Origin of the sequence: Mesorhizobium sp. M0077, assembly GCF_040322955.1 — a bacterium.
Taxonomy (GTDB): Bacteria; Pseudomonadota; Alphaproteobacteria; order Rhizobiales; family Rhizobiaceae; genus Mesorhizobium.
This window is the reverse complement of record NZ_JAMYUL010000025.1, coordinates 41286-63217: the sequence shown is the minus strand read 5'-3', so window position 1 is coordinate 63217 and position 21932 is coordinate 41286. Positions and strand designations below refer to the sequence as shown.

The following is a 21932-nucleotide window of genomic DNA, read 5'->3' as shown; positions in this document are numbered from 1 at the left end:
TGATGCCAGTCTCTCGCCAAACCATCGCCGGTCCTCCGGCGGACAAGAAAACTGTCACCCATGCTATCGGTCCATTCTGTTACCTATCTATCCGGTTCGGACACTTCGGCGACATCTCCCCCTCAAGGGGGGAGATTACGCTCTCAAAGCGCCTTCACCGCCACCGTCACCGGCTGCTCAATCTCCAGCGGGTTGCGCAGCGGCAGGCCGAAATCCGCGGCCTCGATCTCGAACACGTCGCCGGCCTGAGTCTTGATGCCGTCGGCAAAGGACAGCGTCGCCGTGCCGAACATGTGCACATGCACGTCGCCCGGCTGGCGGAAGGCCGAATATTTGAAGTGATGATGTTCGAGATTGGCGATTGTGTGCGACATGTTCGCTTCGCCCGACAGGAACGGCTTTTCCCACAGCAAATTGCTGTCGCGATAGATTCGCGATGAGCCCCTGACGTCGGCCGGCAGGTCGCCGATCAGGATTTCCGGCCCGAACGAGGCGTTGCGCAGTTTGGAATGTGCCAGGAACAGATAGTTCACCCGCTCGGTAACATGATCGGAAAACTCGTTCGACAGCGTGAAGCCGACGCGGAACGGCGCGCCGTCGTCGCCGATGACATAGATGCCGGCGATTTCCGGCTCCTCGCCGGCGTCCTGCGCGAAGGCCGGCGACATCAGTGCGGCGCCCGGCGCCACCGCCATGGTGCCGTTGCCCTTGTAGAACCATTCCGGCTGCACGCCGGTCTGGCCCTTGGCCGGCTTGCCGCCTTCGAGCCCCATGCGGAACATCTTCATGGAATCGGTAAGCTGCTCCTCGCCGCCATCGCTGAGCTTCTTGTGCATGGAATCGCGCGTCGCCGCCGAGCCGAGATGGGTCAGGCCGGTGCCGGTCAGATGCAGATGCGCGGGATCGGGATGGTTGATCGGGGACACCAGCCGGCCCTTCTTGTAGACGGCGTCGAGGTCTATCGCTTCACCGAACCCCTTGCGCTCGATCAGCGCGGCGAGGCCCGTTCCGGTGCGCGCGGCTTCCATGGCCAGCGAATAGACGCTGCGGGCGCCATTGATGATCCTGGTCTTGCCGCCGCCATTGCGGGCGACGACGCGGATGGTCTCGGCGTCGTCGAGGATCTGGGAGATTAGCATGATTAAATCCTCTCTCATGTGCTTGGCCTTGGATGCCTCTTGGCAAACCTTGACCTGCGCGGCTCGGACCTAGCCGCGCCACGGGTTGAACTCTTCGTCCGGATTGCGCTCGCGAACTTGATCCCTCGGGGGACTTCTTATGCCGACAACTTGCCGGCTGCGCCGCGATCGTATGCCTCCTGCTTGCCTCGCCTGAAGCTTGTCAGGCCTTGTTCTTGTTGTAGACGTCGAAGATCACGGCGCCGAGCAGCACCAGGCCTTTGACCACCTGCTGCCAGTCGACATTGACGCCCATGATCGACATGCCGTTGTTCATCACGCCCATGATGAAGCCGCCGACGACCGCCCCGATAACCTGGCCGACGCCGCCCATCGCCGAGGCGCCGCCGATGAACACTGCGGCGATGACATCGAGCTCCGAGCCGAGACCCGCCGCCGGCACCGCCTGGCCGAGACGAGCCGCGATGATCAGGCCGCCAAGCGCCGACAGCACGCCCATATTGATGAACACCATCAGCGTCAGCCGCTCGGTGTTGATGCCCGACAGCTGCGCCGCCTTGGGATTGCCGCCCATGGCGTAGATGCGCCTCCCGATGGTCATGCGCTTGGTGACGAAGACGAACAGCGTGATCAGCACGCCCATGACCAGCAGCACCACGGGCAGGCCGCGGTAGCTGGCAAACTCATAGACCAGGAACAGCGCCAGCGCGCTGGCGACCAGCGTCTTGACGACGAACAGGGTGAAGGGCTCGGCCTCATAACCATGGCGTTCTCGTTTGCGCCGGGTGCGGACCCCGAAATAGGCATAGGCGAGCACGGCGATCAGCCCCAGCACGACCGTCGTCATGTGCAGGGTCACGCCGCTGCCCATGATGGTCTTGCCGGCTGCGTTCACGACCGGCGGGACGAGCGTCAGTGGGCCGATCACATCCGGGATGAAGCCGGAGCTGAGCATCTTGAAGTCGTCGGGAAGCGGACCCACCGACGAGCCGCCGCCAAGCAACGCCTGGCAAATGCCGCGGAAGATCAGCATGCCGGCCAGCGTGACGATGAAGCTCGGTATCCGGTGATAGGCGATCCAATACCCTTGCGCGGCGCCGATCAGGCCACCCGCGACCAGGCAGACGATCGAAACCACCAGCGGATTGCTCAGCGGTCCGAGCTGCCAGATAACCATCATGTTTGCCGCCAGCGCGCCGATGAAACCGGCGACCGATCCGACGCTGAGGTCGATATAGCCCGATACGATCACCAGCAGCATGCCGAGCGCCATCACGATGATGAAGGAGTTCTGCTGCACCAGATTGCTGAGATTGACCGGCTTGAACAACGTCCCCGACGTGGTGAACTGGAAGAACAGCATGATGACGATCAGGGCTATGATCAGTCCGTATTCGCGTAAATTCGTCGCCAGCGCCGAGACGGCGATGCGCGGGCGCTGTTCGTCGGCGACGTTGCCCTGCGGGGCGGGGGCGCTTTCGGTGCTCATGCTGCTTTTCCTTCTCCCCGGACGATGGCGCGCATTATCTTTTCCTGGCTTGCTTCCGCCGCCGGCATTTCGCCCACCATGCGCCCTTCGTTCATGACGTAGATGCGGTCGGTAATCCCCAGCAATTCCGGCATTTCCGACGAGATGACCACGATCGCCTTACCCTCCGAGGCAAGGCGCGCGATGATCGTGTAGATTTCATATTTGGCGCCGACATCGATGCCGCGTGTCGGCTCGTCGAGGATCAGCACGTCAGGGTCGGCAAACAACCATTTCGACAGCACCACCTTCTGCTGGTTGCCGCCGGAAAGATTGCCGGTCATCTGATAGACGCTTGACGCACGGATATTGGTCTTCTTGCGATAGTCGTTGGCGACCGCAAGCTCGCGCATGTCGTCGATCACGCTGTGGCGCGACACGCCGTCGAGATTGGCCAGCGTAATGTTATGCTTGATATGGTCGATAAGGTTGAGGCCGTAGGTTTTGCGGTCCTCGGTGACATAGGCGATGCCGTGTTGGACCGCCTTGCTTACCGAGGAGACATCGACCGGCTTGCCCTTGAGCAGCACTTCGCCGGTGATGCGGCGGCCATAGGAGCGGCCGAACAGGCTCATGGCGAATTCGGTGCGGCCGGCGCCCATCAGCCCGGCGATGCCGACCACCTCGCCCTTGCGCACATTGATGTCGATGCCCTTGATCACCTGCCGCTCGGCATGGAGCGGGTGATAGACCGACCAGTTCTTCACCTCGAACACGACTTCGCCGATCTTGGGCTCGCGCGGCGGATAGCGGTCGTCTAGCGAACGGCCGACCATCGAGGTGATGATGCGGTCTTCGGAGATATCCTTCTTGGCCAGCGTCTCGATGGTGCGCCCGTCACGGATGACGGTTACCTTGTCGGCGACCCGGTTGATCTCGTTGAGCTTGTGCGAGATCAGGATCGAGGTCATGCCTTGCCGCTTGAATTCGAGCAGAAGATCGAGCAGCGCCTGGCTGTCTTTCTCGCTGAGCGACGCGGTCGGCTCATCGAGGATTAAAAGCTTGACGTCCTTGCTCAGCGCCTTGGCGATCTCGACCAGCTGCTGCTTGCCGACGCCGATATTGGTGATCAGTGTCTTGGGGTCCTCCTTGAGGCCCACCTTCTTCAACAGGGCAGCGGTGCGCGCCTCGTTGGCATCCCAGTCGATGACGCCGTATCGGGCGTTTTCGTTGCCGAGGAAGATATTTTCGGTGATCGACAGCATCGGCACCAGCGCTAGCTCCTGGTGGATGATGACGATGCCCTTGTGTTCGCTGTCATGGATACCTTTGAACTGGCATTCCTGACCCTGAAAAATGATCTGGCCGTCATAGGTGCCGGCGGGATAGACGCCCGACAGAACCTTCATCAGCGTCGACTTGCCGGCGCCGTTCTCGCCAACCACGGCGTGGATCTCGCCTTCTTCGACGCTGAGGTTGACGTTCGACAGCGCCTTCACGCCGGGGAACGTCTTGGTGATGTCGCGCATCTCCAAAATCGTCGTCATCAGGGCAAGCTCCTCCTGTTGCATGTCGCTCCAAAGTGCTTGCGGTTTGAGACAACGACATGCACGCAAACTAAGTCCGGTAGAAACAATACCGGGGTCGCTTGTGAACGGAAAGGGGTCCTGCGTCGCGCAGGACCCCTGTCTTTATAAACGGATTACTTCAGTTCGTCGGCCTTGATGTAGCCGGAGTCGACGACCAGTGCCTGGTAGTTCGACTTGTCGACCTCATGCGGCGTCAAAAGGATCGAGGGAACGACCTTGACGTCGTTGTTGTAGGTCTTTTCGTCGAGGCCGTCCGGCTTGCCGCCCGAGAGCACCTTGTCGACGAGTTCGACGGTGGCCTTGGCCAGTTCGCGGGTGTCCTTGAACACGGTCGAGTATTGCTCGCCCGTGATGATCAGCTTGACCGAAGCGGTTTCGGCGTCCTGGCCGGTCACGATCGGCCACGGCTGGGCGTCGGTACCGTAACCGACGGCGCGCAGCGAAGCGGTGATGCCGCGCGACAGGCCGTCATAAGGCGAAAGAACGCCATCGACGCGGCTGCCGTCCGAGTAGTTGGCCGACAGAAGGTTGTCCATGCGCGCCTGGGCGGTCGCGGCGAGCCAGCGCAGCGTGCCGACCTTGTCCATGCCGGTCTGGCCGGACTTGATCTTGATCGAGCCGTCATCGATCAGCGGCTGCAGCACCGAGATTGCGCCGTTGTAGAAGAAGAAGGCGTTGTTGTCGTCCGGCGAGCCGCCGAACAGTTCGACGTTCCACGGCTTGGTGTTCGGGAAGCGCTCCTTGAGACCCTTGACCAGCGAGTTCGCCTGGATCACGCCGACGCCGAAATTGTCGAAGGTGGTGTAGTAATCGACATTGGCGGTCTTCTTGATCAGGCGGTCATAGGCGACGACGACGACGCCGGCGTCGGCGGCCTTCTGCAGCGCGTCCGAAAGGGTGGTGCCGTCGATCGAAGCGATGATCAGCGCCTTCGGGCCCTTGGTGATTTCGTTTTCCAGCTGGCTGAGCTGGTTGGGGATGTCGTCCTGCGCGTACTGCAGGTCGACCGTGTAGCCGAGAGCTTCGAGCTGGGACTTGACGGCATCGCCGTCATTGATCCAGCGCTGCGAGGTCTTGGTCGGCATCAGCACGCCGACAAGACCCTTGTCGGCTGCATGCGCCGAGTAGGTCATGGCAGCGATGCCAAGGGCCGCGACGGCGGCCAGTGTCTTGATGATTTTCACGTAAAACTCTCCCTGGTTGATGGACGCGACACCTCGGGGCTTCGCGGGCCGCGCAGTCGGGCGGATGCGCCAAAGCGCCGCCGCCGTCATAATCGATCTCCGGTATCCTCCCAATCGGCCCTCAGATTTAAATCGATACGATTTTGCTCGTCATCGACCGTCAAGTCTTGAGGACGCGCGAAAGTGTGACCCTTTGCCATAACTGTCAAATGCGATCTTCGGTGGTTGCTATACCAAAACCGGTATATGACTAAACCGGACTGGAACAGTGGCGGAAGCGGGAAAAGGCATGGCGGCTTTACGAGGTCCTCAGGGAATTTCAAGCGGTTACGATGAATTGCCGGGCGATGGCGAGACACTTCTGCGTAGCGGCTTGAGCCTGCGTCACATGCGCATGATCGCAGCACTCGACGATCACGGTCGGGTGAGTGCTGCCGCCCAGGTGATGAACATCTCGCAGCCGGCGGCCTCGCGCATGATTTCCGAGATGGAAGCGGTGCTCGAGGTGAAGCTCTGCGAAAGGCTGCCGCGCGGCATCACACTCACCCCTTACGGCAAGGCGCTGGCCCGGCGCGCGCGCTCGATCCTGCTCGAAATGCGCGAGGCCGACCGCGAAATATCGGAGCTCAAGGCCGGCAAGGGCGGCTCGGTGTTCCTTGGCGCGGTGACGGCGCCGGCGATCGAACTGGCGGTCCCGGCGATCCGCGAGATACGCCGCCTCTATCCGCGCATCGAGATTACCATGCAGGTCGAGACGTCGAATGTGCTGGCGCGCGAACTGATCGCCACGCGCCATGATTTCATCATCGCCCGTGTCCCCGAAGACCTCAATCCGCGCCTGTTCGAATCGCGCGTCATCGGCGTCGAGAAGGCCTGCCTGATCGTGCGCCGAGGCCACCCGCTGAGCAACGGCCATCCTCTAAACAATGGGAAGGCGGTGAGGCTGGAGGACACCGCCGCCTTCGACTGGGTGTTCCAGTCGGGCGGGTCGCCGCTGCGCCAGGCGATGGAGAGCAATTTCCTGAACCGCAACATCGCCCTGCCGGACCGCATCCTCAACACCTCGTCGCTGCTGCTCACACTGGTCATGGTGGCGCAGTCCGACGCCATCGCCCCGGTGTCGATCCAGGTGGCAAAATTCATCCAGAACCCCGACGGTCTCGCCGGCGCCATCGATGTCGTCCAGACCGAGTTCGACATCGAGGTCCGCCCCTACAGCCTGATCACGGTGAAGAACCGCGTGCTGTCGCCGGCAGCCAAGATGCTGCACGATTTTATATTGCGGGAAGTGGGATAGGAACTGGAGCGGGTAGAGGGAATCGAACCCTCGCGTTCAGCTTGGGAAGCTGACAAGCTACCATTACATCATACCCGCGTCGGCCTCTCGATATCATGATGGGCGTGCTTCGGGCAATCGCCCTTGGACAGCTGTTCGGAAACGGCTGTTGGAAACCCGACCGATTGCGCCGTCCGCCCGCCTTGATGCGGGCGCAGCAAGTGCGTATTCGTGGGTTTGTACCCCGAATCCGGGCACACCAATCTGGAGGCAGGCCCCTTGTCCACAGTGACGCGCTTTCTCGGTGACTCGCCCGTCAGGGTGATCGTCAAGCTGCTGGTCGTGTCGTTCCTGGTCGGCCTGGTCATGAATGCGTTCGGCTGGACGCCGATGGACGTCTTCTACCGCATCCAGGGTTTCTTCATCGATCTTTGGAACCTCGGCTTCAACGCGGTCTATCGCTTCTTGGGCTATATCCTGCTCGGCGCCGCGATCGTCGTGCCGGTGTTCATCCTGCTCAGGCTCGCGAACTACCGGAAGTGAAGCGGACCACGATCCCGAAAAGTGGAAACCGGTTTTCGGAAAAGATTGTGCTCAAACCAAAGGCCACTCAGGCAAAGTCCGACGCCACCTCGAACAGGATGGCGTGGCGCGCCGCGAGCGCTGCGACATCGGTCGAATAGCCGCCGCCGATGACACCGCAGACCGGGATGCCCAGCGCGCGGAAATGACCGATCACCATGGCGTCGCGGGCACGCACGCCGTCATCGCTGAGCGATAGCCGGCCGAGCCGGTCCTCGGCATGCACGTCGACACCGGCATTGTAGAAGACGATGTCCCAGTGCGCCTTGGCCGAGAGCTCCGGCAGGAGGACACCCAGCCGTTCGAGATAGGCGCCATCGCCGGTGCCGTCCGGCAGGGCAACGTCGAGATCGGAGGCAATCTTGCGCACCGGATAATTGCGCTCGCCATGCATGGAAAAGGTGAACGCGCGTGGCTCGTCTTTCAGGATGTCCGCGGTGCCGTCGCCCTGATGCACATCGAGATCGACGATCAGGATGTTTTTCACCGCGTCTTGGGCTAGCAGCACCAGCGAAGCGACGGCAACATCGTTGAAGGTGCAGAAGCCCGCGCCTTGCGCGCGCCGCGCATGGTGGCTGCCGCCGGCGCTGTTGCAGGCAATGCCATTGATAAGCGCCAGTCGCGCCGCCAGCACCGTGCCGCCGGCGGCGAGTTGCGCCCTGAGCGAAACGCGCGGTCCCACGGGAAAGCCGATCTCGCGCTCGATCTTTTCAGGCACTGAACACGTGATGACCTGGTCGACATAATCAGCCGCATGGGCGAGCTTCAGCCAGGAGGCCGGCGCCGGCTCGGGCATCGACAGCGCCCCCGCATGGATCAGACCCCTGATATGCAAGGCCTGCATCAGCAGCGGATATTTGCTCATCGGAAAGCGATGATTGACGGCGAAGCCGGCATCGTAGTCGGGATGATGGACGATCTGCAGGGGCATGGCTAAAGCAATTCCAGGAAAAGTGTGCAGCGGTTTTCCCGGGAGAAGCGCGTAGCGCTTCCCCTTGGGAATTGCTTAAAACCAGTACTCGGATCCGGCGGGCTCGCGCCAGAAGAACATTTCGGTTGGCCGTCACGGCAAGAGTGATTGCGCGGTGGCCGGAAAATGGGGCACATCGGCTGTTCGATCAAGCCGCAATCAGCAAGGCAGCAGTCCCCTGGACACGGGTGCAATCCCAGCCGACGCGAGACCCTTCGCCGTCACCAACCGTTCGGTGCTCGCCATCGCCGTGCCGATGACGCTCGCCTATCTGACGACGCCGCTGCTCGGCATCGTCGACACGGCGGTGGTCGGGCAGTTCGGCGATGCCGCCCTGCTCGGCGGCCTGGCGGCCGGGGCCCTGGTCTTCGACGTCGTCTTCAGCACCTTCAATTTCCTGCGCTCCGGCACCACCGGCCTCGTCGCCCAGGCGTTTGGGCGCGGCGACGAAACCGAGGAGCAGGCGGTGTTCTGGCGCGCCGTGCTGATCGCGGTCGCCGCCGGCATCGTGCTTGTCGTCCTTGCGCCGCTGATTGCCATCGCCGGCCAGAAATTCATCGGCGGCGAAGCGCGCGTCGGCGAGGCGATGGGCGTCTATATCCACATCAGAATGCTCGCCGCCCCCTTCACGCTGATCAACTACGCCATCCTCGGCTATGTCCTTGGACGCGGCGAGGGCGGGCTTGGGCTGATGCTGCAGGCGGTGCTCAACGGCATCAACATCGTGCTTTGCATCCTGCTCGGCCTGAAGCTTGGCTGGGGCGTCGCCGGCGTGGCCTGGGCGACCGTCACCGGCGAATGTCTGGCCATGCTGCTGGGTCTCGCCATCGTTGTCTGGCGCTTCCGGGCCGCACCCCGCCTGCCGCGGCATCGCCTGCTCGACATGCCCGCTTTCCTGCGCATGCTGTCGCTCAACCGCGATATCATGATCCGCTCGTTCTCGCTGCTCGCCGCTTTCGCGCTGTTCACCCGCCAGGGCGCGCAGTTCGGCACGCTGACGCTGGCCGCCAATGCCGTGCTGATGAACTTCTTCCTCGTCGCCGGCTATTTTCTCGACGGTTTCGCCACCGCGGCCGAACAGTTGGCGGGACGCGCGATCGGCGCACGTGCCGAGACGGCGTTCCGCCGGGCGGTACGTCTGACCTTATTCTGGGGGTTCGGCCTCGCCGGAACCGCCACGCTGATCTTCTGGCTCGGCGGCGCCGGCCTGATTTCGTTGATCACCACGTCGCCGGATGTTCGTGCTGTTGCCGACATCTATCTGCCGTGGGCGGCACTGACACCGCTGAGCGGCGTGCTGGCCTTCCAGATGGACGGCGTCTTCATCGGCGCTACCTGGTCGCGCGAGATGCGCAACATGATGCTGGTGTCGTTCCTGGCCTTCAGCGCCGCATTGTTCAGCTTGGCGCCGTCTCTCGGCAATCACGGCCTGTGGGCGGCGCTGCACGTCTTCCTGCTGGTGCGCGGCTTCAGCCTGCTGGCCATCCTGCGGCTCCGGTTGCGCACGGCGTTTTAGAGCGGCCTGGCAGCCCACTGATCGAGCCGGCTGTCGCGCAGTTCGCGCAATGATTTCAGCCGCTCCTTGTCGGCAAATCGCACCATCCCGGCAAGGATGCGCCCCGGCAGCGCCGGCCCGGCATAGACCATGCCGGTATAGAGCTGCACGAGGTCGGCGCCGGCGCGGATTTTCTCCAGCGCGGCATCAGTGGAATCGACGCCGCCGACGCCGATGACGGCGCGCTCCGGCCCGAGCAGCCGACGCATCTTGGCCAGCACGATGGTCGAACGCTCGAACAGCGGTTTTCCCGAGAGACCGCCGGTCTCGCCGCTTGTGCTACGCAATCCGGTTCGCGCCAGCGTCGTGTTGGAGACGATGACGCCGTCAATCTGCTTCTCGCTGACTTCGGCGGCGATGTCTTCAAGCTCGGCCTCGACCAGATCGGGCGCGATCTTGAGGAAGAGGGGCGGCTGCGCCGAAGCTGCTGCACGCACCGACATGACCCGAGACAACAGTTCGCCGAGCTGTTCGCGCGCCTGCATGGTGCGCAGGCCGGGCGTGTTGGGCGACGAGATGTTGACGGTGAGATAGCTGGCGTATTTCGCAAAACGGGAAACGCCCAACTCATAGTCACGGACACGATCGGCGCTGTCCTTGTTGGCGCCGATGTTGACGCCGACAATGCCGCCGCGTCCCTGGCGCGCGGCAAGGCGTTTTTCCGCCGCCTCGTGGCCCTCATTGTTGAAGCCCAGGCGGTTGATCACCGCATCATCCTCCGTCAGCCGGAAAATGCGCGGCTTCGGATTGCCGGCCTGCGGCAGCGGCGTCACGGTGCCGACTTCGGCAAAGCCGAAGCCGAGGCCAAGCAGCGCGTCGGGCACCTCGGCGTTCTTGTCGTAGCCTGCGGCCATGCCGAGCGGATTGGGGAAGGCGATGCCACAGAGGCTGAGCTTCAACCTGTCGTCGCGCACCGTCCGCGCGCCGACCGGCAGACCGCATCGCAGCGCCGCGATCGACATGCCATGCGCCGTTTCCGGATCGAAGGTGAACAGCAGTTTCTGGCCGATGCGATCGAACACGATCATTCGGCCTCCAGCGCCGGGAATTGATGGGCGCCGTCGGCCCCGAGCGGCAGTGGCCGCACCCACAGCACGGCGCTCATATCGAGCACGCCATAGAGATGCGGGAACAGCGCGCCGCCCCGCGAGACCTCGTATTTCAGCGCGTCACCGAGCAGCGCCCCGTCGATGGCGATCAGCAGCAAATCCATCTGGCCGGCGAAATGCTTCGCCGCCGTCTCCCTGACCTGATCAGCGGTGGAGAAATGGATGAAGCCGTCGGCGATATCGATCGGAGCGCCGGTGAAACGGCCGTTTTTCTCGGCCTCGCGCCAAAGCGCTTCGGGCGCGATCTTGTAGATAATCTGAGACATGGTTGCGCTATAATCCGAACCGATCATGCGGGGAAGGGCAACTCGTCCGCATTTACGGCGCAAAGCTGTGATAGGTTGCGCATACTGGCTCGTGGAGGATGGAACATGCGTCTGCAGCACATACTGATCCCCGCCGCACTGGTCTCGCTGGTTGCGGCATCGGCCTGGTCCGAAGAGACCGACCGCTACCGGCTGGAAAAATCCGCCAACGGTTATGTCCGCATGGACACCCGGACCGGCGCCATGTCGATCTGCGAGGAGCGCTCCGGCCAGCTCGTCTGCAAGATGGCCGCCGACGAACGCGCCGCCTTCCAGGACGAAGTCGACCGTTTGCAGGCCTCGATGAAGGCAATGGACGAACGCGTCGCCAAGCTCGAGAACTCGCTGTCCGCCCGCCTCGAATCGAAGCTGCCGAGCGAGGAGGATTTCGACAAGACGATGAGCTATATGGAGCGCATGCTGCGCGGCTTCATGGGCATCGTCAAGGAAATGGACAAGGATGACGGCGCCAATCTCAATTCGCAAAAGACCTGAACTGCCCGCGGGGAAATGCCCCGTCCGGCCATTGCCGCTTGAAACAAAGCGCTTCGCCGCATAATCGTCCGGTCCCGTAAAAGCCGATAATCAATAAGGGATTTGGGGAGGAACATTTGCCGTCGGGCTACACCTTCGTCATTGCCGACGACCATCCGCTGTTCCGCGGCGCCTTGAAAGAGGCGCTTGCCGGCGTCGGCGATGTCGCCGCCATTCACGAGGCCGGCGATTTCGAAAGCGCCAAGGCGCTGGTCGTGGCCCATGAGGATGTCGACCTCGTGCTGCTCGATCTGTCGATGCCGGGCGCCAGCGGCCTGTCCGGTCTGATCGCGTTGCGCGGCATCCACCCGGCGGTGCCGCTGGTGGTGGTGTCGGCGCACGACGACCCGGTGACCATCCGGCGCGCACTCGATCTCGGCGCGTCCGGCTTCATCTCCAAATCGGCCAGTATGGAAGAGATTCGCAGCGCCGTGCAGACGGTGCTGGCCGGCGACATCGCAGCACCCGTCGGCATCGACCTCGGCGTCGAGCGCGACCCCGAAATATCCGACCTGATCAAGCGGCTGCAGGCGCTGACACCGCAGCAGACGCGTGTCCTCGGCATGCTGGCCGAAGGCCTGCTCAACAAGCAGATCGCGTACGAACTCAGCGTCTCCGAAGCGACGGTCAAGGCGCATGTCTCGGCCATCCTGCAAAAGCTCGGCGTCGACAGCCGCACCCAGGCGGTGATCCAGCTGTCCAAGATCGGCAGCGATCCGTTGCAGCCAGCAGGCTAAAGCTATTCCAGGAAAAGTGCGTAGCGCTTTCCCTTGGGAAATGCGTAAAACAAAAAGATAGAAACTCTACTCGGCCGCCGACGCCAGCGGCCTGACCCTTGCCATCATCGAACGCAGCACCGCCGGCTTCAGCGGCTTGTTGATCACCGGCACGTCGAGCGCGGCGGCAGCGGCACGGACCTCGGTGGAGCGGTCGGCGGTGACCAGCACGGCCGGCAGGTCGGAACCATGGATGTCACGCAGGCGGGCGATGATGTCGAGGCCGCTTCTGCCATCGAGATGATAGTCGGCAAGCACGATGTCGGGACGATCGGCCTTGGCGAAATCCTCCGAACCCGAAAACGTGCCGATGCTGCAGCCCCAGCCCTCGAGCAGAAGCCGCATGCCGTCGAGGATGCGGGCGTCGTTGTCGATGCACATGACGCGCAGGCCGGCCAGCGAATTCGCGGTGCGGGCAGGCGCCTTCGGCTCGACCTCGCGCCGCGGCGCCTCAACCGCCGCAACCGGCAGGATAACGGAAAAGCGCGTACCCTTGCCCGGGTTGGAAAAGATCTGGATCTCGAGCCGCAGCACCCGCGCGATGCGGTCGACGATGGACAGGCCAAGGCCGAGACCTTCGGCCTCGCGCACGCCTTCGTCCAGCCGGGTGAACTCGTTGAAGACCGTGTTCAGCTTGTCGCCGGCAATGCCGATGCCAGTGTCGATCACCTGGATCTCGGCGAGTTCGCCGCGCCGTCGCACACCGACCAGGATGCGGCCATGCCGGGTGTATTTGATGGCGTTGGAGACCAGGTTCTGGATCAACCGGCGCAGCAAGTTGCGGTCCGTCATCACGCCGAGCGACGAGGCCATGATCTTCAGATCGAGTTTCTTTTCGGCGGCGAGCGGCTGGAAGTCGTTGCCGATCTGGCGCAGCAGCCCGTCCAGGCGGAAGGCGCTGTCGTCTGGTTTCATTGCGCCGGCGTCGAGGCGGGAAATGTCGAGCACGGCGCCCAGGATCGTCTCGACCGATTCGAGCGAGGATTCGATGTTGATAGCAGCCTCCCCGGCCGGGCCCTTGCCGGCCTTTTCGATCAGCGACGAGCAGTAGAGACGGGCGGCGTTCAGCGGCTGCAGGATGTCGTGGCCGGCGGCGGCGAGGAAGCGCGTCTTGCCCAAATTGGCCTCCTCGGCCAGCATCTGCGCCTGCGCCAACTCCTCATTGACCCGGGTCAACTCCTCGTTGACCCTAGTCAGTTCGATGGTACGCGTCTTGACCCGCTGCTCCAGCGATTCATTGGCACGCTTCAGCGCCAAATCCTGTTCGACGCGTCCTGATATGTCGGCATAGGTGGCAACGATGCCACCGTCCGGCATCGGGTTGGAACGCAGTTCGAGGATTCGGCCACTGGTCGTCAACTCCATCTGCCATGGGCTGACGAAGCTGGTCAGCCGGTTGAGCATCGCCACGCGCTGGTCGGCCGGGATATCGCCGCGCTCGGCGAGGTGGCGCAGGATGCGGTCGAGCGAGACGCCGACCTGGCCCATCTCGTCGGGCAGGTCGAACAGCGCGCGATATTGTCTGTTCCAGCAGATCAGGCGGAAATCGCGGTCGAAGACGGTAATGCCCTGTTCCATCTGGTCGAGCGCGATCTGCAACAGGTCGCGATTGTGCTGCAGCGCTTCGGTGGCGTCGTCGAGCAGGCGGAAGGCATCTTTTGAGTCGCGGTCGTTGCGGCGAAACAGCAGCGACAGGATCAGCCGCGCCGACGACGAGCCGACCGCGCTCGCCAGCAGCTGCTCGGAGAAACGGATGACGTCCATGCTGGCCTGCTCATTGCCGTGCAACGAGACGCCAGTGCTCTTTTCGAAGGACTGGAAGGAGCGCTCGGTACGCTCGACGCCGAGGTAGCGCGAGATGGCGTCCTTCAGCACGTTGACGGTGATGGCGGTGCGGAAGCGGCGCAGGCTGGGCATCGGGCCGGATTCGCGCGGCACGAAGATCGACGCCTGGATCCGCTCCAGCGGCACTGACGCGCGCGACAGCGAGCCGAGGACAAAAAACAGCGTGTTGACCGACAGGCTCCACAGCACGCCGTGGTTCAACGGTTCGGCGACGGTGCCGAACAGAGCCTGCGGCCGCAGCGCCTCGAAACCGAACAACCCCTGCACGACGATGTCCGCGTCGGCTGCCGAGAGCGACGGCAAAAGCAGCGTATAGCCCCAGACGAGGATGCCGGCGACCATGCCAAGGGCCGCGCCGCGGCCATTGGCGCCGCGCCAGATCAGCCCGCCGATCAGCGCCGGCGCGAATTGGGCGATTGCTGCGAACGACATCAGGCCGATCGACGACAGCCGCGCCGAATTGGTGCTTTCGCGGTAGTAGAGGAAGGCAATGAACAACAGGATGAAGATGGCGCCGCGCCGCACGTTGAGGATCAGCGTCGACCAATCCTCATTCTCCGAGGTCGTGGTCTTGAGCAGGCGGCGCACGAACAGCGGGATGACGAGGTCGTTGGAGATCATGATCGACAGCGCCACGCTTTCGACGATCACCATGGCGGTCGCCGCCGACAGCCCACCGATGAAGGCGGCCATGGCGAGGAAGTCATGGCCGCCGAACAAGGGCAGCGCCAGCACATAGAGGTCACTGGTGGTTTTGGTGCCGACCAGCGCCAGGCCGGCGAAGGCGATCGGCAGCACGAACAGGTTTATCGCTACGAGATAGAGCGGGAACACCCAGGTCGCGGTGCGCAGTTCGGCCTCGCCGCGGTTCTCGACGATGGTGACGTAGAACTGGCGCGGCAGCATGATGATGGCAAAGCCGCTCAGGCAAGTCAGCACCAGCCAGGTGGCGAGCGAGGTGTCGTAGCCCATGGCCTGCCGCACCTGGCTGTTTTCGGCCAGCTTGTCGATCATGTCGCCCGGGCCGCCGAAGATCAGGAAGGTGACCATCAGGCCGATCGCCAGGAAGGCGGCGAGCTTGACCACAGTTTCGACCGCCACCGCCAGCACCAGCCCGTCCTGGTGCTCGGTGGCGTCGGCATGGCGGGTGCCGAACAGCACCGCAAACAGCGCCAAGAGCATGGCCACCACCAGCGAGATGTCGCTGACGAAGGGATCGAAGGAGGGCGGCGATCCCGTATAATGCTCGACCATCAGGCCGACCGAACCGGAGATCGCCTTCAATTGCAGTGCGATATAGGGCACCGCGCCGATGGTGGCGATCAGCGTGGCGATCGCCGAGACGGCAAAGCTCTTGCCGTAGCGCGCGCCGAGGAAGTCGGCGATCGAGGTGATCTTCTCGCTCTTGGCCAGCCGCACGATGCGATTGAGCAGCGGAAAGCCGAACACGAACACCAGCACCGGCCCGGTGTAGATGCCCAAAAATTCGAGGCCGCGCTCGGACGACAGGCCGACCGAGCCGAAGAAGGTCCAGGAGGTGCAGTAGATGGCGAGGCTGAGCGCATAGATGAAGGGCCGGGCGCGGCCGGGTCCCAGCGCCGTTGAACGCCGGTCGCCGAGGCTGGCGATGACGAACAGCAGCGTTACATAGGCGACCGCAATGATGACGATGAACCAGCCCTGCACGGCCCGAAAATCCTCCTCGGCCAGCTTTCACCCCGGCCTGCCCAGAGGCAATCACAGCTCTAAGGTCAAGTCCATCGCGGCTTTCCGGCGCATGGCCGCGACGCCGCCCTGTCGAACCGTGACCCAAGGTAAGGAGAAAGCGGTGTTTTCCAGCTTTTGCTTCTGTTGCAACCGCAGGTTTTTGTTATGGTGCGCACGGGCCGACGCCGGAGGGACGGCGGCAGCGCGGTCCGTCATGACAAGGAGGGTCGAATGCTGAAAGAATTCCAGGAATTCATTTCCAAAGGAAATGTGATGGACCTTGCGGTCGGCGTCATCATCGGCGCGGCCTTCAGCAAGATCGTCGATTCTCTTGTCAATGACATCATCATGCCTTTCATCGGCGCACTTGGTGGCGTCGACTTTTCCAACTACTTCATAGGCCTCTCATCAACAGTGCATTCGACCAATCTTGCCGACGCGCGTAAGGAAGGCGCGGTGTTCGCCTACGGCAATTTTATCACCGTGGCGCTGAATTTCGTCATCCTGGCTTTCATCATCTTCCTTATGGTCAAGGCCGTGAACAACATGCGCAAGCGGCTCGAGCGCGAGAAGCCGGCCGCACCTGCGGCTCCGCCGCCGGCTGACGTCGCACTGCTCACCGAAATTCGCGATCTCCTCGCCAGGAAATAGACAAGGCCAGATTTCTGGACCAAAACCCCGGTCGTTCGCGGCCGGGGTTTTCTGTTGCCGCATCTGCTAAGAGCATCCGCCAATGCATGTCGCCCATAAGTGCGCAGCGGTTCTGGATAATGACATGCATCAAAGCGGACATCAAAACGGACCTGTCATGACCCTGATCGATAGCTTGCGCGCCGAAGCGGTGGCCGCCCCCGAAAGCGGCATTGTCGCCGTCGTCAATTACGGTCGTACGCGCGAGGGCATGATCCCGCTCTGGGCCGGTGAAGGCGATTTGCCGACGCCTGCCTTCATTTCGGAAGCCGCCGCCAAGGGGCTCGCCAATGGCGAGACCTTCTACACCTGGCAGAAAGGCATTCCGGAGCTGAGGCAAGCGCTTTCCCGCTACTATGCCAGGCATTTCGGCAAGAGCTTCGCCGAAGAGGAATTCATCGCCACCGGTTCCGGCATGCATGCCATTCAGTTGGCATTAGCCGCGGTCGCCGGCAGCGGCGACGAGGTGGTCTATCTCTCCCCGGCCTGGCCGAATTTCGCCGCCGCCGCCGGTATTTCCGGCGCTACCCCGGTTGCGGTCACGCTCGACCAGTCGGGCAATGGCTGGTCCTGCGATGTCGACAAGATTGCGGCTGCGGTGACGCCGCGCGCCAAGGCGCTGTTCGTCAACACGCCATCGAACCCCACCGGCTGGACGGCCGATAAGGAAACGCTGCAGGCGATCCTGAATCTCGCCCGCCAAAAGGGCCTGTGGATCATCGCCGACGAGATCTATTCGCTGTTCCACTACGGCCACGGCCGTGCGCCGTCCTTCCTCGACATTTCGACCGCGGAAGACCGCATCCTGTTCGTCAACTCCTTTTCCAAGAACTGGGCAATGACCGGCTGGCGCGTCGGCTGGATCAAGACCCATCCCGAGCTGCAGCAGGTGTTCGAGAACCTGATCCAGTATTCGACCTCAGGCGTCGCCCAGTTCATACAGCGCGGCGCCGTCGCGGCGCTGGACCACGGTGATACCTTCATCCTCGAGCAGGTGGAGCGCGCCAGGAAAGCGCGCGACCTGGTCTGCGATATTCTCGGCGCAACCGGCAAAGCGCGCTTCACCGTGCCGCAAGGCGCGTTCTATTTGTTTTTCACGGTCGACGGCATCACCGATCCGCGCCGGGCTGCTTTCGACATCGTCGACAAGGCCAATGTCGGCCTGGCGCCGGGCACCGCCTTCGGCCCTGGCGGAGAGGCGTTTTTGCGCCTGTGCTTCCACCGCCGCCTCGACCAACTCGAGGAAGCGGCACACCGGCTGGCGGGATGGATGAGGACGGTTTGAGGTTAAATGGGCGGCGGCTTCAGCCGCCCGACTTCGGCACCAGCAGCGGCACAATCCGGTCGCTCTTGGTGACAGTGGGCCGCCCTGCGGAGCCATAGGGAATGCCCAGCGCATCCCATGTCTCGACCAGCGCGTCCTGCAGTCCCGCAATCAGCGCATCGGTATGGAACGGCGTCGGCGTGATGCGCAGCCGCTCGGTGCCGCGCGGCACGGTCGGATAGTTGATCGGCTGGATGTAGATGCCGTGCACGCCGAGCAGACGGTCGCTGGCCATCTTGCAGAGTTCGGGGTCACCGACCAGCACCGGCACGATATGGGTCGGCGATTCCATCACCGGCAGGCCAGCTGCAGACAGAACCTCCTTGGTCCGCGACGCCTGGCGCTGTTGCGCATCGCGCTCGGCCTGCGAGCGCTTGAGGTGGCGGATGGACGTGGTGGCGGCGGCGGCGATGGCCGGCGGCAGCGCCGTGGTGAAGATGAAGCCCGGCGCATAGGAGCGCACCGCGTCGATGACGGCGCTGTTGCCGGCGATATAGCCACCCAGCGTGCCGAACGCCTTGGCCAGCGTGCCTTCGATGATGTCGATGCGGTCGGCCAGCCCCTCGCGCTCGGTGATGCCGCCGCCGCGCGGTCCGTACATGCCGACGGCATGGACCTCGTCAATATAGGTCATGGCGTTGTAGCGTTCGGCCAGTTCGACGATCTGCTTGATCGGCGCGATGTCGCCATCCATCGAATAGACGCTCTCGAACACGATCAGCTTGGCGCGTTCGCGGCCCGCCACCTGCAGCAGGCTTTCGAGATGCGCGACGTCGTTGTGGCGGAAAATCTTCTTTTCGGCGCCCGAGCGCCGTACGCCCTCGATCATCGAGGCATGGTTCAACTCGTCTGAAATGATCAGGCAGTTGGGCAAAAGCCGCGCAATGGTCGAAATCGAGGCCTCGTTGGAGACGAAGCCGGAGGTGAAGACGAGCGCGGCTTCCTTGTCGTGCAGGTCGGCCAGTTCCAGCTCGAGCTCGACCAACGGGTTCGAGGTGCCGGAAATGTTGCGGGTGCCGCCGGCGCCCGAACCCATCTTGCCGGCCGCGTTCTGGAAAGCGGCGATGACATCGGGGTTCTGGCCCATGCCGAGATAGTCGTTGGAGCACCAGACGGTGATTTCCTCGGCGCGGCCGTTGGAACGCCAGATAGCGCGCGGAAACTTGCCGACAATGCGCTCGAGATCGGCGAAAACCCGGTAGCGCCGCTCGGCGTGGAGCTGATCGATCGCTTCCTCGAAGAACCGCTGATAGTTCATGTCGCCTTCCCAGTTTTGCGCGGGATCATAATCGTTGGCCCATTCGTCGTCCACCGGGCCGTTTTGGTCAAAATGCCACGCCCCAAGCCTGTTCCTAACGACCCCGGATCGTGGCCTATTCCCTTGATGTGGATCAATTTTGTTTCCGTACGATGCCACAGGCCGGTGAGACTGTTACGGATTTAACATTCAGGCGTTTCTAATGGCCTTGCCGCAGGCTTTCCAGTAAGGCGGTGATTGAGACAGTTTCCGATATCATGAGTAAAAGAGGACACGGATGACGGTTTTGGTAACGGGCGGCGCCGGTTATATCGGCAGCCACATGGTCTGGGAACTGCTGGATGCCGGCGAGAGCGTCGTCGTTCTCGACCGCCTTTCCACCGGCTTCGAATGGGCGGTAGCGCCGGAAGCCAAGCTTGTCGTCGGCGATGTCGCCGATAGGGAATTGGTCGGCCAGATCATCCGGGATAACGAGGTCGACGCGATCATCCACTTCGCCGGTTCCATCGTGGTGCCGGAGTCGGTTGCCGACCCGCTCGCCTATTACGAGAATAACACCTCCAAGACCCGTACTCTGATCGAAACCGCGGTGCGCGAGGGCGTGCCGCATTTCATCTTCTCCTCGACCGCCGCCGTCTATGGCGGCGCCGGCCTGGAGCCGGTGCGCGAGGATGCCCGCCTGGCGCCGGAATCGCCCTACGGCCTGTCCAAGCTGATGAGCGAATGGATGCTGCGCGACGCAGCGCTTGCGCATCCCTTGCGCTACACGGCCCTGCGCTACTTCAACGTCGCCGGCGCCGATCCCAGGGGCCGGGCGGGTCAGTCGACGCCTGGCGCCACGCATCTGATCAAGGTCGCCTGCGAGACCGCGCTCGGCAAACGCCCCTTCATGCAGGTGTTCGGCACCGATTATCCGACGCCGGACGGCACCTGCATGCGCGATTATATCCATGTCAGCGACCTGGCCGCGGCCCACCGGCTGGCGTTGCAGCGGCTGCGCGCCGGCGGCGGCAGCCTCGTCGCCAATTGCGGCTACAGCCACGGCTATTCGGTGCTCGAGGTCATTGACAGCGTGCGGCGCGCCTTCGGCCGGGATTTCGAGGTCAAGATGGGCGACCGGCGCCCCGGCGACGCCGCCGCCGTGGTTGCCAATTCGGACCTTGCACGCGCCGAACTCGGCTGGACCCCGCAACGCGACGACCTCGACCAGATCGTCGCCGATGCACTCGCCTGGGAGCGTATCCTCACCGGCAAGAACTCCGCGCGGGGCTGAGCCGGGCACTTCCGAGGGCTCGCAAGGCGCGCGGCGAAGCGCTATTGAAGCAATGGCGGTGCGGCGTGGAGGCGCTGTGCCGCGATGAGGGGGTGGCATGAAGATAACGGTGCTTGGAGCCGGCGTTGTCGGTACCGCGGCCGCCTATTATCTGGCCGCCGACGGCCATGAGGTCACCGTGATCGAGCGCCATCCGGCGCCGGCGCGCGGCACCAGCCAGTCCAATGCCGGCCTAGTGTCGCCGGGCGACGCCACCGCCTGGGCCTCGCCGACGGCGCTGAAGACCTTCCTGCGCGCTCTCTGGAACCATGATCTCGGCATCAAGGTCAGGCTGCGCTTCGATCCTTATTTCCTCGCCTGGAGCCTGCGTTTCCTGCGCCAGTGCACCGTGGCCCGGCTGCGCGCCAACAGCCAGGTCAAACTGCGCCTGGCGCTCTATTCGCGCGACTGCATCAACGCGCTCTCCGACGCCACCGGCATCCACTATGACGAGCGCAAGAAGGGCATTCTTTATTTCTTCCGCTCGCAGCACAGCCTCGACACCGGCACCGACAACTACCAGTTTCTGGCGAAGCATGGCCTGCCGATCGAGATCGTGGGCCGCGACCGGCTGGTCGAACTTGAGCCCGGGCTCGCGGGCGTGAAGGAAAAGATCGCCGGCGGCGTTTATTCGCCGATCGACCAGACCGGGGATTCCAGGATATTCGTCGACGGGCTCGCCGCCTATGCGGCCGAAAAGCTTGGCGTCAGATTCCTGTTCGACACCACGATCGAGGGGCTCGATATAGAGGGCGACTGGGTGCGTGCGGTCATGACATCGGCCGGCCCGGTGACGGGCGACGCCGTCGTCATCGCCATGGGCCCCGAGAGCGGCCTGATCGGTCGCCGCTACGGTATCGACCTGCCCGTCTATCCGGTTAAAGGCTATAGCGCGACCATCCCGCTGGAGGACGAGAGCAAGGGACCGACCATGGGCGGCGCCGACGAGGACCGGCTGGTTGGCTACTCCAGGCTCGGAAACCGCCTGCGCATGTCCTCGACAGCCGAGTTCACCGGCTTCGACCGCAGCTTCAAATCCAGCGACTTCAAGTCCATGCTGAGCACCGGCAAAGACCTTTTCCCCGGCGCTTTCGACGAGAAGAAGGCGCTGTTATGGGCAGGTCTGCGGCCGATGATGCCCAACTCGGTGCCGGTCATCGGCAAGGCGAAATACAAGAACCTTTACCTCGACACCGGCCACGGCCATGTCGGCTGGACCATGGCCTGCGGCTCGGGCAAGTTCCTGGCCGACCTAGTCGCCGGCCGCAAGCCGGAGATCGACCCCCAAGGGCTGGTCTACGGGAGCTGA

At 63.2% G+C, this 21932-nt stretch carries 18 protein-coding genes and 1 tRNA gene; 9 read left to right on the top strand and 10 right to left on the bottom strand.

Annotation, left to right across the window (positions count from 1 at the left end):
- Positions 1–143: 143 nt before the first annotated feature.
- The 4 genes from araD1 to chvE form a co-directional block, all read right to left on the bottom strand.
- Entirely contained in the window at positions 144–1139 is a 996-nt protein-coding gene (gene araD1, locus NKJ57_RS29615) for an AraD1 family protein (protein WP_352513628.1), read from the bottom strand.
- A 202-nt stretch (positions 1140–1341) separates the two neighbouring features.
- The gene (gene mmsB / locus NKJ57_RS29610; RefSeq protein WP_023669637.1) at positions 1342–2628 is read right to left on the bottom strand and encodes a multiple monosaccharide ABC transporter permease; all 1287 of its coding nucleotides are present in this window, start codon (positions 2626–2628) and stop codon (positions 1342–1344) included.
- Complete coding sequence (gene mmsA, locus NKJ57_RS29605; protein ID WP_027049369.1) at positions 2625–4157, bottom strand: multiple monosaccharide ABC transporter ATP-binding protein; 1533 nt, start codon at positions 4155–4157, stop codon at positions 2625–2627. The genes mmsB and mmsA overlap by 4 nt, the downstream gene beginning before the upstream one ends.
- A 152-nt stretch (positions 4158–4309) precedes the next feature.
- Positions 4310–5380, bottom strand: a complete 1071-nt coding sequence (chvE, locus tag NKJ57_RS29600) for a multiple monosaccharide ABC transporter substrate-binding protein (protein ID WP_023681943.1) — start codon at positions 5378–5380, stop codon at positions 4310–4312.
- Between the two features lie 289 nt (positions 5381–5669).
- Here chvE and NKJ57_RS29595 point away from each other — a divergent pair, with 289 nt between their 5' ends.
- Positions 5670–6677, top strand: a complete 1008-nt coding sequence (locus NKJ57_RS29595; protein ID WP_023681942.1) for a LysR family transcriptional regulator — start codon at positions 5670–5672, stop codon at positions 6675–6677.
- Positions 6678–6681: 4 nt separating this feature from the next.
- On the opposite strand, the gene NKJ57_RS29590 is transcribed toward NKJ57_RS29595, so the two are convergent.
- A tRNA-Gly gene (locus NKJ57_RS29590) sits at positions 6682–6755 on the bottom strand.
- A 180-nt stretch (positions 6756–6935) separates the two neighbouring features.
- Here NKJ57_RS29590 and NKJ57_RS29585 point away from each other — a divergent pair.
- A complete protein-coding gene (locus NKJ57_RS29585; protein ID WP_023696688.1) occupies positions 6936–7199 on the top strand; it encodes a DUF6460 domain-containing protein in 264 nt (87 codons plus the stop codon).
- Positions 7200–7266: 67 nt separating this feature from the next.
- Here NKJ57_RS29585 and NKJ57_RS29580 read toward each other — a convergent pair whose 3' ends face one another.
- Positions 7267–8169: a histone deacetylase family protein gene (locus NKJ57_RS29580; protein WP_023740733.1), complete on the bottom strand. Its 903-nt coding sequence runs from the start codon at positions 8167–8169 to the stop codon at positions 7267–7269.
- Positions 8170–8386: 217 nt separating this feature from the next.
- Between NKJ57_RS29580 and NKJ57_RS29575 the strand changes: the two genes are divergently transcribed.
- Complete coding sequence (locus NKJ57_RS29575) at positions 8387–9724, top strand: MATE family efflux transporter (RefSeq protein WP_023740732.1); 1338 nt, start codon at positions 8387–8389, stop codon at positions 9722–9724.
- Here NKJ57_RS29575 and NKJ57_RS29570 read toward each other — a convergent pair.
- Entirely contained in the window at positions 9721–10791 is a 1071-nt protein-coding gene (locus NKJ57_RS29570) for a quinone-dependent dihydroorotate dehydrogenase (protein WP_023740731.1), read from the bottom strand. The two genes, NKJ57_RS29575 and NKJ57_RS29570, sit on opposite strands and share 4 nt — an antisense overlap.
- A complete protein-coding gene (locus NKJ57_RS29565; RefSeq protein ID WP_023669645.1) occupies positions 10788–11138 on the bottom strand; it encodes a DUF952 domain-containing protein in 351 nt (116 codons plus the stop codon). The genes NKJ57_RS29570 and NKJ57_RS29565 overlap by 4 nt, the downstream gene beginning before the upstream one ends.
- Positions 11139–11243: 105 nt before the next feature.
- On the opposite strand from NKJ57_RS29565, the gene NKJ57_RS29560 reads away from it, so the two are divergent.
- Positions 11244–11672 carry a hypothetical protein gene (locus NKJ57_RS29560; protein WP_023740730.1) on the top strand — a complete coding sequence of 143 codons (429 nt, stop codon included), beginning with the start codon at positions 11244–11246 and terminating at the stop codon, positions 11670–11672.
- A 116-nt stretch (positions 11673–11788) separates the two neighbouring features.
- Entirely contained in the window at positions 11789–12448 is a 660-nt protein-coding gene (locus tag NKJ57_RS29555; RefSeq protein ID WP_023740729.1) for a response regulator transcription factor, read from the top strand.
- Positions 12449–12514: 66 nt separating this feature from the next.
- On the opposite strand, the gene NKJ57_RS29550 is transcribed toward NKJ57_RS29555, so the two are convergent.
- Positions 12515–16018 (bottom strand): PAS domain-containing hybrid sensor histidine kinase/response regulator, encoded by a 3504-nt coding sequence (locus NKJ57_RS29550; protein WP_352513627.1) that lies wholly within the window; start codon positions 16016–16018, stop codon positions 12515–12517.
- 252 nt (positions 16019–16270) lie between these two features.
- Here NKJ57_RS29550 and mscL point away from each other — a divergent pair, with 252 nt between their 5' ends.
- Both mscL and NKJ57_RS29540 read left to right on the top strand, forming a co-directional pair.
- On the top strand, positions 16271–16690 hold the full coding sequence (gene mscL / locus NKJ57_RS29545) for a large conductance mechanosensitive channel protein MscL (RefSeq protein ID WP_023681933.1): 420 nt from the start codon (positions 16271–16273) through the stop codon (positions 16688–16690).
- 157 nt (positions 16691–16847) lie between these two features.
- The gene (locus NKJ57_RS29540) at positions 16848–18014 is read left to right on the top strand and encodes a pyridoxal phosphate-dependent aminotransferase (protein ID WP_352513626.1); all 1167 of its coding nucleotides are present in this window, start codon (positions 16848–16850) and stop codon (positions 18012–18014) included.
- A gap of 19 nt (positions 18015–18033) precedes the next feature.
- Here NKJ57_RS29540 and hemA read toward each other — a convergent pair whose 3' ends face one another.
- Entirely contained in the window at positions 18034–19311 is a 1278-nt protein-coding gene (gene hemA / locus NKJ57_RS29535) for a 5-aminolevulinate synthase (RefSeq protein ID WP_023730981.1), read from the bottom strand.
- A 277-nt stretch (positions 19312–19588) separates the two neighbouring features.
- Between hemA and galE the strand changes: the two genes are divergently transcribed.
- Together galE and NKJ57_RS29525 are read left to right on the top strand one after the other, a co-directional pair.
- Positions 19589–20584: a UDP-glucose 4-epimerase GalE gene (gene galE, locus NKJ57_RS29530; RefSeq protein ID WP_023692519.1), complete on the top strand. Its 996-nt coding sequence runs from the start codon at positions 19589–19591 to the stop codon at positions 20582–20584.
- Positions 20585–20681: 97 nt separating this feature from the next.
- Positions 20682–21932, top strand: coding sequence for a D-amino acid dehydrogenase (locus NKJ57_RS29525; protein ID WP_352513625.1), 1251 nt, complete (start codon positions 20682–20684; stop codon positions 21930–21932).

What these genes read in the sequence shown, in the direction of transcription:
- araD1 (WP_352513628.1), bottom strand. Translation starts at nt 1,139, where the DNA reads ATGCTAATCTCCCAGATCCTCGACGACGCCGAGACCATCCGCGTCGTC.
- mmsB (WP_023669637.1), bottom strand. Translation starts at nt 2,628, where the DNA reads ATGAGCACCGAAAGCGCCCCCGCCCCGCAGGGCAACGTCGCCGACGAA.
- NKJ57_RS29595 (WP_023681942.1), top strand. Translation starts at nt 5,670, where the DNA reads ATGGCGGCTTTACGAGGTCCTCAGGGAATTTCAAGCGGTTACGATGAA.
- NKJ57_RS29580 (WP_023740733.1), bottom strand. Translation starts at nt 8,169, where the DNA reads ATGCCCCTGCAGATCGTCCATCATCCCGACTACGATGCCGGCTTCGCC.
- NKJ57_RS29570 (WP_023740731.1), bottom strand. Translation starts at nt 10,791, where the DNA reads ATGATCGTGTTCGATCGCATCGGCCAGAAACTGCTGTTCACCTTCGAT.
- NKJ57_RS29565 (WP_023669645.1), bottom strand. Translation starts at nt 11,138, where the DNA reads ATGTCTCAGATTATCTACAAGATCGCGCCCGAAGCGCTTTGGCGCGAG.
- NKJ57_RS29560 (WP_023740730.1), top strand. Translation starts at nt 11,244, where the DNA reads ATGCGTCTGCAGCACATACTGATCCCCGCCGCACTGGTCTCGCTGGTT.
- mscL (WP_023681933.1), top strand. Translation starts at nt 16,271, where the DNA reads ATGCTGAAAGAATTCCAGGAATTCATTTCCAAAGGAAATGTGATGGAC.
- NKJ57_RS29540 (WP_352513626.1), top strand. Translation starts at nt 16,848, where the DNA reads ATGACCCTGATCGATAGCTTGCGCGCCGAAGCGGTGGCCGCCCCCGAA.
- hemA (WP_023730981.1), bottom strand. Translation starts at nt 19,311, where the DNA reads ATGAACTATCAGCGGTTCTTCGAGGAAGCGATCGATCAGCTCCACGCC.
- galE (WP_023692519.1), top strand. Translation starts at nt 19,589, where the DNA reads ATGACGGTTTTGGTAACGGGCGGCGCCGGTTATATCGGCAGCCACATG.
- NKJ57_RS29525 (WP_352513625.1), top strand. Translation starts at nt 20,682, where the DNA reads ATGAAGATAACGGTGCTTGGAGCCGGCGTTGTCGGTACCGCGGCCGCC.